Origin of the sequence: Mesorhizobium sp. M1329 (assembly GCF_040318035.1) — a bacterium.
Lineage (GTDB): Bacteria > Pseudomonadota > Alphaproteobacteria > Rhizobiales > Rhizobiaceae > Mesorhizobium.
In genome coordinates, this window is record NZ_JAMYLN010000013.1 from 99242 (window position 1) to 113300 (window position 14059).

The window sequence follows — 14059 nt, forward strand, 5'->3', positions numbered from 1 at the left end:
ACTCGGCGCGTAACGCGTCAGCCAGAAAGCCGCCCTCGCCAGCCTCTATCCGACACAACCCTGGACTCGAAATTCCTGAACGCTGATGCCGTCGCGTATCGAGGCGACGGTCTCAGATCAGCGCAGGAACCAATGTCGCGGCTGGCCTTCGACTGCGTGCGTTCTGAACGATGTTAGCGCAAAGATCAGCCCAGGGATAATTTTCAGCCGTTTGCTGATGTAGATCGACATCGCCACATTCCAAATCGCCAACGCAAGCGCGAGGCCGATTGCGGCGCCCGGCGCGCCGTAGAGCGCAATTCCTGTGGCACAGCCTATGACACTGGCCGCGGCGCCGACGATCATGGTTACGGCTGCCGCCCATTCGTTTCCGGTCATCATCAAGAGGAGCATCTGGGGGCCGCACAGCGCGACAAAGACATATCCGAGAATGAGTATCCGCGCGACGGGTGCCGCGGTACTGAAATCCCCGCCGAACCAGCTCAACAGAGGTTCAATAATCGCAAGCATCGGGATGGCCATCGTTAGAGCCCCACCAGAGGAAAGTAGGGCGGCCCGTGAAAACAGCTGCTGCAGAGCGAGCCGATCGCCTCGGGCATGAAGGGCAGCCGCTGTCGGCGCAAACATCGTAGAGACGGCAACCAGGGAAAGGCTCACAAGCAAGGCAACGTTCAATCCCAATGCGAAAATGCCTGCTTCGCGAATGTGATGCGTCCAGCCCAGCACCATGACTCCGGCCCGGCTGATGAAAACATCGAGCCCAGCCATGAGCATCATTGGCGGAACCGCGGACCACCATTCCCGCGACTCGTTGGCTGGCTGAACCTGCCGCAAGCCAGGCGGCTGAAATCTTGCCGCCATGACGAACACCAGGCCGACCGTGATGGCTGAACTTGCCAGCACCGCCTGCATCACCAAGGGTGCGTTGGGGGTCCATGATCCGGATAAGACCGCCATTCCCAGCAACGTCAACAAGAGGCCGTCGCGCACGATGCGTTCCGGCAGAAGGGACGAGACACCGCCGCCGAAAGCACGAACAAGTGTTGCGCCCAACGCGTAGGCGGTGACCAAAGGCACTGCTGCCATGCCTAGCAGCTGGCTGATTTGAAGCTCCTTGTGAGAAGGATCTGAAAAGAAAAAGACCAAGGCGGCGCCAATGACGCCGAATAGTGTCGCTGCCGCAAGCGACCTTTGCAGAGCAAACCTGATTACGCCGTGTACCAGGTCAAGCCGCCCTTTGGCACTGTAGGCGGAGACGAAACGCAACAAGGATACATGGAAACCAAGCGTTGCAAGATAGGCAAGCACCGAGGTCCAGGCCAGAACATAGGAATAGATGCCGTAGCTGGTGGAGCCGACGATGCGCGCAATCAATAACTGCGCCAAGCTGGTCAAGCCCGCACCCCCGATATAGACCAAAAGAGCGAAGATGCTGGCATAGCCGAGACCCCTGCCCGTGTCCTCCTTGTGCGGCAAAACCATATTCGTTGGAGCAACGGCGGCCGCAGGGAAGCGGGCGAGCTTCGGATCGCTGCAATCGTCGATGTCTCTTGCGCCGGCGTCGCGCATTTCATCGCCCTGATCGCCCTCGGCCGCGGACCCGGCTCCGGACTGCGAGATCGTCGATATTATCCTCCGCTCGACAGGCCGAATGCCGTGGCGGTCGTTACGCGGAATCCCGCATGTGACACTCATGATGTTCTCTCGAGCAAGAGATCCGCGCTGTCCCCAAACCGGTAGCCGGCGTGTTTCCTAAGATTGACCTGCGTGAGAACGCTGCCTACGGGGACCTGAGCCGTCTCGTTCTCCGTCAGCAACTGCAGAACACCACGCGCGATGCTGCGGCGCGTCCTGGCCCAGCGAACAGCGAAAAGAACCGCGTCAGCCCAGCCCGTGAGTAGCCTGGCCTCAGGTCCTCCAAGTCCCAGCGGTCCATTTATGATGACGATGCTGTACATCGAGCGCAGCTCATCTGTGACCAGGGACCCGTCGATCATGTACAGTTGCGGCAGCAAATCCTCCGATGGTGCGAGTGCCATGAAGTCAATGCCAATTTCGGGCATCCCGGTGACCGCGTCGTGCAGGGGACAACGGTCGCTCATATAGTCGCCAAAGGATTTATGCGGCTTGAACGTACCGAATTCGTTCAGAAACTCGTTCGTGAGGCGGGCGCCCGTGCCGTCAAGATCGAGAAAAAGCACTCGTCCCCCAAGTCGGGTAGCTGCCAAGGCGAGGCTCCATGCGAGCTCGGTCTTGCCATCATGCCGGACGCTGGACGTGACGAGGATGACGTGCGACGCGCGGCCCCTCGCCTTGTTGAGCGTCACGGTGACAAGTAGAGAGGTGACGGCTCGGCTGTAGCTGCAGTTTTGCTGGCCGAGAACCAGCTGCTGTAGTCGTTTCGCGTGTATTGTCGGCGCTTCCGGTATCAGCCCCAGGCACGGAACCCTGAGCGCGGCTTCAGCTTCGGCCCCGCCGCGCAAGGTCTGATTGAGGCGGCTGCGTACCATGACGAAGATCCCGCCAATGAGGCCAAACACGATCATGCCGGGCGGAATAAGAAAGACGGGCGGCAGCGTTTTTGGATTGGTCGGCGGCCAGGCCGCTGAAAGGATAGAGACGCCGGGCAAGGGCGTTGCGATGCGCTGGACCAGATCCTGTTGTTGGGTGAGAAGCTGGTTGTATCGCTGCGTCAGGATGCTGACCTGCGGCTCGAGCGCACGCAAGCCGGAAAGCCGGCCGGCTGTGTCGGCCACCACCGCATCGAGCACATTCTTACGCCCCTCCAGAGCAGCAATCTGGGCACGGTAGATGTTCGCCTCCGCCACAATGCGAGCAGTGCCTTGTTCGATCTCGCCGTTGATCGCAGTGCTAAGGCCCGCATCCGCATTGTCGTTGGCTTGGCGAGCCGCCATGTCGGCCAACACCGGAGACCCGATCGCTTCGGCGAGCGCCGCGACCGATGCTCCTTCCTCTCGCAAAGCCTCGATGTGCTGAAGGCGAGATTCCGTCGCTGAGAGATCCGCTTTCGACAACGATATCTGCTGACTAAGTTCGGCTGTCTCCTTGGCAGCGCTATCCGCCGCACCTTGATCGACCGCGCCATGGCTCAGTCGATACTTTTCCAGGCGGTCGGTCGCTTTCGCCAGGTCGCTCTGTACGACCGGCAGGCTGGCGACGATCGAGGCGAGTTCCAGCCTGTCTGACGCCCTGCGCTTCTGTGCGAGATCGTCGATGTACACTTGGACGAACGTATTGGCCACCAGGGCGGCTCGCGCCGGATCGTCGTCGGTGAAGCCGACGGTGATCACCCTTGACCTCAGTTCCTGTCCCACCCTCATGCCCTTCCGCAACGCCTTGAGTTCGGCTGCATCGGCCGCCTCCGACCTGCCCTGCGGCCAAATCCTTTCTAGCAGACCGGCTGCGAAGGTGCGTATGTTCTGCAGGTTGCCGCCGACAGGCGCGGCGCCGGAATTTCCGACATCACCTTGCTCAGCAATGTTGCCGATCTCTGTCTTGCGTAGGGCTGCCACCACGCGACGCAGATGCCCCTGCGAAGAGAGCATGGTTAAGTGGTCATCAATGCTCGCATCCAGCATCTCCTGAGCAGAATCCGCGCCTCCGGGACCCGCGTTCCTGCCAGGAGCATCGACAATCACCTGTGCGGTCGCCTCGAACAGAACAGGACGCACAAAACCCGCAAGCCCAGCCAACACTCCGCCCAAAATCACCATTGCAAGCAGGAACCATTTTCTCCTCGCGATGGTAATCAGGAGCTGATGGAAGGGGCTCTGCGCGTCGACCTGTTCGCGCAGGAATGGCCTCATGCGCGGGTTGATCTCGCGCGTCGGCACGTGCATGTCAGTGGCGCGCGGAAGGTGAATTCGGCTGACTATGGACCCTTCCATCTCATACTCCTGTCAGTTCGAGCGCTGTGGACATGCCCGTTGCCGGTCCGGCGGACCGCCCGGCCTCGTTGCGCCAGGCCTGGAACATCAACGCGGGCCACAAATCGCGAGAATGATCCTGACTTCCGTCAAGATGGTCGCGCCAGCAGGTTTCGACCTTCGCAAAGTCGAAGATCCCGTCTCCGGAGAGGCGTATATCGGCGACAAGATCGCTGGCCCAGACGCGCAACGGGCCTCTCAGCCAGACTGCTATGGGAACATCGAAACCCTGCTTCGGCCGGTCGATCAGCCGTTGCGGAACATAGCGGCTAAGCAGCTGACGAAGAAGCCACTTGCCTTTGCCGTTGCGAACCTTCGCATGTGCCGGCAGCTGCCAGGCGAATTCGACAACCCGATGGTCGAGAAGCGGGCACCGGCCTTCGAGGCTGTTGGCCATGCTGGCGCGGTCCAACTTCACCAGTATATCGTCGGGCAGGTAACCGGCCATATCGTCGTACAAGAGACGGGACAGCAGGCCATCAAGCCGGGGGCACCCTTGAATTGATGTGGGCGGCTTGTGGAGTGCGAGGCTCCCGGACGATGCTTCGGTCAGCCGTCGATACAGTTCGTCCTCATCTGGTGCAGCGAGCAGCCGAGCGAGGCGATGCAGCCGGTCGCTCCGCAGCGCGTGCCGTCCACTCGCCGAAAGCGGCAGCATGCCGACGAAATCGTGACGCGCTGCACGGGCCAGCAATCCGACCCCTGCAGCAAGCGCGTGACGCAACGGCGACGGCAGCGCATGCTGTCGTTTCAACCGCGCAGCCATGAAATGACGGGCGTAACCGGCGAAGCATTCATCGCCACCGTCGCCTGACAGGGCCACCGTAACGTGCTGGCGAGCCAGCCGCGCCACGAGCAAAGTCGGTATCTGCGATTCATCGGCGAACGGCTCATCCCAGATCCGCGGCAGTTCCGGAATGACTTCGCGCGCAGCGGCTGCTGAAAGGTGGAGTTCAGTGTGATCGGTGCCCAGGTGCCGCGCGACCTCCGCGGCGTGGGGAGCCTCATCAAACCCGCCTTCTCCGAAAGCGATCGTGAATGTGCGCACCGGTTTTGGCGATTGGGCCTGCATCAGCGCCACAACCGTGGAGCTGTCGAGGCCACCAGACAGAAAGGCACCCAGCGGCACATCGGCTATCATGCGTTCCCGGACGGCAAGTCGAAGCAGGTCGTCGAGTTTGTCGGTCAGTTCTTCGTCGGTGCCGGCGATCGGATTCTGTCGTCCGTTCGCGGCGACTTCAGGCAGCGACCACCAGTGTCGGACGCGTTGCGAAAGGGATGCGGCGCTGCGCGCCTCGGCAAAATCCGCCGCCGTCACAGACAGGACCGAGCCCGGGGGTAGCTTGAACACGCCTCGCCAGATGCAACAGTTACCCGGTACCCATCCCTTCGAAAGCATTGTCGCGGCCGCGTCGAGATCGAGTTCCTGACAGAAACCTGGAAAACGATGGATTGCCTTCAGCTCGGAGGCAAAAACGAGCGCATCGCGCGTTGCAGCAACATAGAGCGGCTTCTTGCCCATTCGGTCGCGGGCGAGATGGAGGGTCCTGGTCTTTAGATCCCACAATCCAAATGCGAACATACCAGCGAGGCGCGTGAGTGCGGTGTCGAGACCCCAGCTCTCGATTGCGCACAGCATCACTTCGGTATCGCTGGCGCCACGGAACCGATGGCCAGCGTCTTCAAGTTCGCGGCGCAGATCGCGGAAATTGTAGATCTCGCCGTTGAAGGTAATGGCATATCGGCCACTTGCCGAATGCATCGGCTGGCGTCCTGCTTCCGATAGGTCGACTATAGCCAAACGCCTGTGGCCGAAGGCGATGCCGGCTTCGCGATTGATCCAGAAGCCTTCGCCATCAGGCCCACGATGACGAAGGGCCGTCGTCATCTGGCCAATTGCCCTGAGCGGCTTGATGTTGGCGGCATCGGGTGCAAGGAGAATTCCGGTAATCCCACACATGCCATCACCTCAGGTCGCTAGAGGTTGCCGAAATCGTTCGCGGCGTTCCGCCAACCAGGCAAATGGTGAGCGCAAACCACACGATTGGATGGCGGATGATCAGATGTGGCGTTCCGAAGATGACGATCGACACCACCAGCACGAACAGGGCATCGAGCTTCGCACGCCATGCGCATAAAGCCGCCGCGCCGACGATCCAGGCCAGGGCCAGGACCGCAACCAAACCACCTTGAGTGTACAGATCGAGAATCGTGTTGTGGGCTTCGAAAGGTCGGGGCAGAAACTGGCTGTCGCCGACGGGCGGGCGCTCCAGATGCGGGCCAGGACCGAGGCCCAGGGAACCTGACGTTAGGCCCTTGCCCAATGCATCTCCCCAGAGATGGATTCGAAGTGCAGCTGTTTCGGCGGTCGCTTCGCCGCCCTTGTCCTTGGTAAGACTCAAGGCGAACTGTTCGACGCTGCCCGCCTCCGTGACGATGTAAGGCGTCATCGACATGGCCAACGGAAGGAAGCCAATCATCAGCAGGAGGGTAACTTGCCGGGACAGGCTGACCTTGCCGTCACCGGCTGCGAGCCATGTCCGAACCCGCAGCCCAACAAATATCAGGCCGACCAGGACCGTCGTGTAAAGATAGGTATCACTCTTCGTCAGCCTTCCGACATAGATGATCAGGATAAGGCTGCTGAGCCCGGCTAACCTCGCCCACGGCTTGCTTGTGGTCGTCGCAAGATGCAAGGCGAGCGGACCAAAGAGTGCGCAATAGAGCGCGAGCTGGTTGGGGTTCTCTGACCAGCCTCGGAAGCGATCCCAGTACCAGGGATCGACGCCGGATTGGTGGATCCAACCCCATCCAAGTGCCAGCTGAACAATAAAGCATGCATTCGCGATAGCGACCACCCACCAGGCAGCACTGCGCAGACGGCGATCCGCGTCGGGCTCCGCGGCGGCCAGGCAGGTGACGCAGATTAGCAGCAGGTAGGCTACGACATCGTGCATCACCACCGGCAGATACAGCACCGTGGTCAGGTAGCCGACGATGGTGCCAATACTCAGAGCGAGCGTGATGATCAGCCAGAAGCCCGCAACACGGATCAGGGCGGGCCTGACGACCAAGTGACCGCCGGCGAGCACCCGCCCGATCGACAGCATGATCCAAAGCGCGAGAAACAATTCGCCATAGCCGAAGGGCAAGCCCGGAACTGAGAGCTGCGCCGCATACGACATGGCAACGCCGCAGGCCAGGATCGCGTCCCGGATCATCTGCGCGCTCCACCCGATCCGCGGTTTGCAGCAGGCTCTTCAAGCAACACCGGCGATGCCGGTCGAGCGAAGCCGCCCCGGGATTTGGCACTAAGGACATTGTCGTAGAGATCGCAATATTGCTCGACCACCCAGGGCAGCGAGAACTGCGTCCGGACGAGCTCGACAGAGCGAGCGCCCATGGTCGTTCCCTTCCGGCGGTCGGACAGGACCTCTATAATTCGAGAGGCAAGGCTGTTCGCATCGTTCGGGGGGACGAGATGGCCGTTCCATCCGTCCTCGACCACCTCATTGCAACCAGGCATCATCGAGGCGACGATAGGCAATCCTGCGAGCCCTGCCTCCAGCAGGACGCGCGGAATCCCTTCTCGGTATTGTGTTGGAAAGGCGAACAGATCGGCCATGCCAAGAAGGGCAGGAACGTCGCGTCGTGGACCCAATGCGATGACATGCGGCACATGTCGATCGATCTCCGCCTTGTCCACTGCAAACGGGCCCTCGGATTCCAATGGCCCGACAAGCACGAAACGGGCATTGGGCCTTTCCGACAGGATGCGAGGGACTGCCTTGAGGAGTGTCGGGATGCCTTTCTGGCGCGTTAGCCGGCCGACAAAAATCACGATCTCGGCGGATTGGAGCCCAAACTCTTCGCGCATTTTCATCGCCGACGGGGCAAGATGCCTTGCCATGGCGAACGCATCGACGTCGATTCCAGAACTGCGGATCACTCGTCCGCTGCCGCGTCCGATCAGTCGGTAACGTTCAAAGAATGCCTGATCGTCCCGATTCTGGAACACCGTAGCCGCCGTCCATAACGACGAAAGCCATTGCAGTCCGCAAAAGATTGGGCGCAGGGCAAGGGCGCGCGGTTCCAGGGACGAGAACGTCCAGCCCAGACCGTTGATTGTGCGCACGACTGGAACGCTCCCGCGCACCGCAAGTGGCGTCACCAGGTTGGGCTTGGTGTCGAAGCTTTGGATAATGTCCGGCCGGAGTTCCGCCATCAGCTTTCGAATGGTGCTGATGGCGGCCCATTCTCCGCTGCTGCTGGAAAATCGGTCGAAACCGTAGCTGCGATGCGGAATGCCATGCCGCAGGAATGCGGCTTCACCGCCGCTCGACACCGCAGTAACCCGGAATCCTTTCTCTCGCAGCGACATCAGGAACGGAATTCGCAGGGCATGATCCTCGCCTCCGACACACACGAGATGCGGATTCATCCTGCGTCTCCTGACCGTTCGCTGTAGCCCGATCGCGCGAAGTGGCCGGCCCTTGAATTTGCTTTCATGGTGTTGGTTTCGCTACCCATCTCGCCCAAGGTTACGGTAGGGGCAGGTCTTGCCACTGTCCTCGTCTGTTTAAATGACGCAAACCCTGTCCCGGCAACGGGCCGCCGTACCCAGCCGGTTCAGGTCGCCGCGCGCTGCATCAAAGAAGTCGCCGCTGCCCCGGGTGCCGAGCGCAGAGTGGTCCACTGACAAACGGCTCGCGCTCCGCGGCACACTTTCCTGTCATTGCTGGCTGTCGTCGGAAAGCCGCCTACTTTAGCGCGGCTCCCATCATCGTCTGGATGCGCGAAGTTTGACCACGCGGGAGGTGATCGTGCGTGCCTCCGAGGCTAGCAGGATTGGAATGCCGTCGCGAACCGGATAGGCAAGTCCTGCGCTCTTCGAAACGAGTTCATCGCGATCCGAATCCCAGGCAAGCGAGCCCTTGGTCATTGGGCATACCAACCATTCTAACAACTCAGGGTTGAAAGAGGCATTCTCTTCGGCTCGCTTGTCCGTATCCATCTGCTATTCCTTTCTCGGCCGTGACATCAACAGTGAACTCCGGCGCGAGCGCCCTTCGCGATACAAGCCGTCACCCGACGTCATCGCTGTAATTCGTAGGATTCCGGCAAGTGTCATAAGCCTTGCAAACTGCACAATCACGCTAGGTGCAGGCTTGGCCACTGTCGTCGTCCGTTTGAATGAATCGACATTGAACGGAGCCGTATGGCGGCGAAGCTGAACGTGAGGCGGGTAAAAGCGTGAATGGAGCAAGCACGATCGGCGCCATAGGTGACCGGAAGGTTTCGTTATTGAAGACCGCTCGCGGCTAATGCTCTCGAGCCAGTGTCTGATCCTTCCGGCCAGTCAATACGGGCGACGAAATCGTAAACCGGGCCGCCGGGTACTCCCCAATTGCTTGACCAGATCACCTGTGAACCGTCCGGGGACGGCGAGGCGTGGGTCTCACTCCAGTAGTCGAATGGAACATTGTTCGTCTGCACAATGCGCCGGACCTCTCCGCTGCCGTCGATGCGCAGCGCGATGACTTCCCGCGCATATGGCGCCCAAGCCGGATATTTCGATACTTCGTCCGGATTGCCCGAATAGCTAAGGAACACCCAACCGGGCCTGTCCAGCGACCTGAGCGATGCATGCTGTGCTTCACCATATCTCATGAGCGAGGTGACTTTCCCATCTGACAGCCTTCGCTTGATCACCTGGAATTTGTCCGGATCGGACTTACTGATCCCCACATAGATTTCGCTGCCGTCGGCATCGACGGTCATGTCGCCATGGCCAGGCCGATGATGCTCAGTCCATGTCTGGCGCAGAACGCCGTCAACAGAAAAGATGAACGTCTGTTCAGTGTCGTCTTTCAGGCTCTGAATACATAAGATGTTGACGCCCAGCGGCGAGATTGAGCAGGCGTTGTTGGCGCCGACAAGCTGTGCGAGATCGATTTCCGGAAATTTCCGCCGCTGTTTGAGATCGTAGGCAAAGACCACCGCTTTGCCGTCCCGGCGAAGCGCGCGTACGGCAATACGGCTGCCGTCACGGCTTGGATTGCCTTTATATGGCCCGAACTGGAGATTGCTACTGTCAGTCGAAACAAACAGGACCTCCTCATGATTGGTGCGTGGCGCCCAGGTCGAGATTTTCCGGCCACCGACGCAGATCATCAGGTCGGGATCGTGAGGATGCCATTCGCATTCGATCGATCGATCACGGCGAAAAAGCGGGGCGTAGGTGCGCCCATCCAGGAAGCACAAGCCGCCGCAGCCGTTGCTGATGACAAGAAGGCTCTGATCCGAATTCCAGGCCTGGGCGCTCGAATAGCGGTGGCTGCAATATTTGCTCCCGCATGCGATGCCGGCGCCGAGGATTCCGGGTTTGGTTATTCGGGCGAAAGTTGTGCCAAATGCCGCATCCTTCGCTGCATGCAGGTAATCCGGCAGGTCCATGGCTACCGGCGCGACGAACTTTGTCGATGCGACGTCCTCTCCACTCACCGCCCCGTGGATAACTATGGATATCGCGCTGACAGCAGCTAACGTCAACGCCAAGGCAGTCTGGTAGCGAGAAAAGCGCATGTCATGTCAACTCGCGCGGTTCCTTTTCAATAATTTGATTCCATATTATTGGATATCTTCCTGTCGACGCTTCAAAACCGCCATCTCTCTAAGCTTCAACTCTTTTAAATTTCGCCCGCGCCGCGCCGAACTTGTCGATTACTCCACGCGCTATCATTTCCGTGGCGGCTGCGAGCCCGTTCGAATCTAAACTTTCGACGCAAGTTGTTGGCACCGGAAACGATCCAAGTTGTTCCTCAATGAGATTAACGTGGTCAATATGATCAAGACTGCTCTGCAGATCGACTTCGAGGAACTTCTGAATGATACCGAGGTTACGCCGGCGTTCCTTCAGACGGACCTCTAGAATTTCTCTTGGCGCCTGCAATCGGACAAGCAGATCCGGTTTGGGTAGAAGCTCAAGCGCGCGCGACACCCTTTCACGATCCGTTATGCCGCTGAATAAAACCAGTGAACATACGAATTGCACCATACCCTGGTCAAAAATTGAGATCGTGTCATTGGACGCTATTGCCGCGCGCCAAGCTTGAAGAAGAGCTTCAAGGTGCCAGTTCAGGCGAGCCGCCCACAGTTCATTCTTGGGTGGAAGAATCTTAAGCACTTCTGCACCGAGAGAACGCTGTCCGATCCACTTTGAATGCAAGCCGGAGACCAGTTTGAAGGCGGCCCTTCTAACCGGATGTCGGCGGTCACCGGTCTGCAAAACAACACAGTAGCCCTGAGCTCGCAAAACGTGCACCAGCTCGGACGCTAACGTCGTCTTACCAGCACCGGACGGCCCAAATAGCTCCAAGATCATCTTTCAATCCAGACTGAGGGAAGCCTACTGGCAGTGACGTCATGTCCATTTGCTGAAGCGAACGCCCATCTCTTCCTGGGATGTCTAGCCGACGAGCCAGGAATCCGCGCCATCCGTATGAATGACGGTGTGGTCACGTTAGGATATCGACGGACGCCAAAATCGTGAACGGAAGGAGTGCGTTTCGGTCACTATCCTTCCGGATTGCCTTCCGTCCGTTTACCGTTCCGTCTCCGACAGGGTGTGCAGTAGCCCTATTCCCCAGCACACTTCCGCGAGGGCGCGGCCATGTCTCATCCGTTCGAGGGATGCGAGACACCCAGCCTTCTGGAAACCTTCTCTGTGATGGACGCAGCCAACTGGCCGTTTATCCCCTCTATCGCCAATAGGGCAGCTTGGTCGGCTATCCAATGAACGTGTCGGACAAAAATCTGCGATCTCATCTGCAGGAGAAATCGTATGAAAGCAGGCATATGAGCGAGAACCTCGAGCCACATCAGACGGCAGCGGCAAATACGGTTATACCTGCCAATTACAACGCCAAGGTCGCGGCAGTCGCGGCCTATGAGCTCCCGACAAAACAGAGATACCAAGATCCGAGTTTTGCGAGCTGGTACCTGAACGGCTATACAGGCCGGTTGAAGCTATCCACCGTTGCGTCATACGTCATTGCGCGACGGGAGCAACGCTGCATCGCCAAGGCGCTGGAGAAGTGCAGCCCGCCTCCGTCTCAGGTGCTTGATATCCCGTGCGGAACCGGGAAGCTGGCCGGCGTGCTGGGCCAGCATGATTGTCAGGTGCTGGCTGCAGACATTTCAATGGAAATGATGGCCTTGGCTAAATCAGCATATGAAGGTCAATCCGGATTTCGGGGATTCATCCGATGTGACGTGACGCAGCTGCCGTTCGCCGACGAAAGCTTTGACACGGTGGTCTGTCTTCGCCTCATTCACCTTATCCCGCCACATCTCAGGCGCGACATTATCATTGAGCTCGCGCGCGTTGCCAGCCGTCGCCTGATCGTATCCTACGGCCTTGGCACCCGCCTCCAGAGAATACGGCTAAGGCTGCGAAAGATGATCACCGGAAGGATGTCGGCGCCTCATCCCGTCAATCTCACCGTTGCACGACAGGATTTCGCGGCGGCGGGGCTCAAGCTGGTGCGCTCTTTTAGCGTCCTGCGGTTCCTGTCCTGCGAGCAGCTGTTCGTACTTGAGAAGGTAAAGGCTTGACCTGCCGCCGGTTTGCAGTCTTCGCGTTAGCACGGGTACTGCGGATCAGGCCGCTGATGGTTGTCAAAAGCTGAAACGGCTGCGGGAGGTAGCTGTGGAACCGGCAGGCAAGGCCATTCCGGCGCGCATGGCATCACTCGACCTGCTGCGCCTGGCTGCAGCCCTCGCGGTCGTGCTCTATCATTATCTTTTTGGCGGCGCGATCGCCCGAAGTCTCGATGTGGAATATCCTGCCGCAGCACCTTACGCCATCTATGGTTATCTCGGCGTCAATCTGTTTTTCCTGATCAGCGGTTTCGTCATCGCGTGGTCGGCCGAAGGTCGAACCTGGCAAGAATTCGCGGTCGCCCGCTTCGCCCGGCTTTATCCAGGATTCCTCGTCTGCATGACCGCGACGTTTGTTTTTCTCGTCGTCGCCAAAGACCAGCGTTTCCCGACTGATGTTGCAACCTATATAGCCAATCTCTCCATGTTCGCTCGCCTCTTCGGCAGACCATCCATGGATGGCGCCTATTGGTCGATCATGCTCGAGATCCTGTTCTACGGCTGGGTTGCGGTGCTGATCTTTGCAGGTGCCTTTCAGCGCTGGAAAATACCCATCGCTGCCATCTGGCTCGCAATTTCGGCAAGCAACGAGTTCTTCTTTGGAAACATGGCGATACGCATTCTCTTTATTACAAACTATGCGCCTTTGTTTGCCGCCGGCATCCTTGCGGAAGACATCGTTGCAAGGGGTCGTTCGCCGGCTGCGTTCCTGCTTCTTGCCGTCGCGTTCCTGGTGTCTTGCCAGACCATAATGTTCTCTCACAACTGGATGCAGGAGCACTTTGGGGCAGCCATTTCGTATCCTGCCCTCCTCGCTGCCAATATAGTGGTCTACGGAGTCTTCGCTGGCGCGATACTGCTCCGCTCCATGATTGCTCCATCCAAGACCGTCATGATGCTCGGAGGGTTGACTTATCCGCTGTATCTTTTGCATCAGTACATTGGCTATATTTCGCTTAACGCGCTGGCGCCGCATATCGGCAAGGACGCCGCATTCGCCGCTGTATTGGCCGGGGTCCTCCTTGCCTCTTTTCTCGTCTGGCGCTTCATCGAGACGCCGGTACGCAAGCCGCTCGTCCGCGCCCTGATGTCCGGGATATATCGCCTTGCGCCAGCCTCGCAGCCAATCCGGCCAGCCTCTTCCGCACGAACATGATGATCGCAAGCTCTCGGCGGGTGTCCCAGAAAGATTCGCGTTAATCGCGAAACACCGGAGCATCTGGGCTTGGCACGGCTGTACGGCACACTGGATGCGTCCCGCTTCCGATTTCGTTGACGGCTCAGCCGATGCCCCAAGCACCCGGCATGACGAGGCCCTTCTTCAAGAGATAGACCGGAGCTTCAAAAGCAGCGATGCGCGCCCCAAATAGCGCACGCCAGGTCCGACAAATGGCGCGAGACTCTCTTGCGACCTGACACCCCATCGAAGGGCTTATCGGCGAGAACGTCGC

The 14059-nt window shown here is 59.2% G+C and carries 10 protein-coding genes; 2 read left to right on the forward strand and 8 right to left on the reverse strand.

Annotated features, from left to right (window positions below; all coding sequences use genetic code 11):
• Positions 1–117 precede the first annotated feature (117 nt).
• The 8 genes from NKH21_RS15665 to NKH21_RS15700 all read right to left on the reverse strand — a co-directional run bounded on the left by NKH21_RS15665 (position 118) and on the right by NKH21_RS15700 (position 11331).
• Positions 118–1569, reverse strand: a complete 1452-nt coding sequence (locus NKH21_RS15665) for a lipopolysaccharide biosynthesis protein (RefSeq protein WP_352865990.1) — start codon at positions 1567–1569, stop codon at positions 118–120.
• 122 nt (positions 1570–1691) lie between these two features.
• A complete protein-coding gene (locus tag NKH21_RS15670; RefSeq protein WP_352865992.1) occupies positions 1692–3908 on the reverse strand; it encodes a GumC family protein in 2217 nt (738 codons plus the stop codon).
• A 1-nt stretch (position 3909) separates the two neighbouring features.
• The gene (gene asnB, locus NKH21_RS15675; protein WP_352865994.1) at positions 3910–5907 is read right to left on the reverse strand and encodes an asparagine synthase (glutamine-hydrolyzing); all 1998 of its coding nucleotides are present in this window, start codon (positions 5905–5907) and stop codon (positions 3910–3912) included.
• A 4-nt stretch (positions 5908–5911) separates the two neighbouring features.
• Positions 5912–7168, reverse strand: coding sequence for an O-antigen ligase family protein (locus NKH21_RS15680; protein WP_352865997.1), 1257 nt, complete (start codon positions 7166–7168; stop codon positions 5912–5914).
• Positions 7165–8388: a glycosyltransferase family 4 protein gene (locus NKH21_RS15685; protein WP_352865999.1), complete on the reverse strand. Its 1224-nt coding sequence runs from the start codon at positions 8386–8388 to the stop codon at positions 7165–7167. The genes NKH21_RS15680 and NKH21_RS15685 overlap by 4 nt, the downstream gene beginning before the upstream one ends.
• A 339-nt stretch (positions 8389–8727) precedes the next feature.
• Positions 8728–8961, reverse strand: a complete 234-nt coding sequence (locus NKH21_RS15690; RefSeq protein ID WP_023675609.1) for a Trm112 family protein — start codon at positions 8959–8961, stop codon at positions 8728–8730.
• A gap of 287 nt (positions 8962–9248) precedes the next feature.
• Positions 9249–10532, reverse strand: coding sequence for a hypothetical protein (locus NKH21_RS15695; protein WP_352866001.1), 1284 nt, complete (start codon positions 10530–10532; stop codon positions 9249–9251).
• A gap of 88 nt (positions 10533–10620) precedes the next feature.
• The gene (locus NKH21_RS15700) at positions 10621–11331 is read right to left on the reverse strand and encodes an AAA family ATPase (RefSeq protein WP_352866004.1); all 711 of its coding nucleotides are present in this window, start codon (positions 11329–11331) and stop codon (positions 10621–10623) included.
• Positions 11332–11741: 410 nt separating this feature from the next.
• Here NKH21_RS15700 and NKH21_RS15705 point away from each other — a divergent pair, with 410 nt between their 5' ends.
• Together NKH21_RS15705 and NKH21_RS15710 are read left to right on the forward strand one after the other, a co-directional pair.
• Positions 11742–12563: a class I SAM-dependent methyltransferase gene (locus NKH21_RS15705; RefSeq protein ID WP_352866006.1), complete on the forward strand. Its 822-nt coding sequence runs from the start codon at positions 11742–11744 to the stop codon at positions 12561–12563.
• 94 nt (positions 12564–12657) lie between these two features.
• A complete protein-coding gene (locus NKH21_RS15710; RefSeq protein WP_352866009.1) occupies positions 12658–13764 on the forward strand; it encodes an acyltransferase family protein in 1107 nt (368 codons plus the stop codon).
• The last annotated feature ends 295 nt before the right edge of the window (positions 13765–14059 follow it).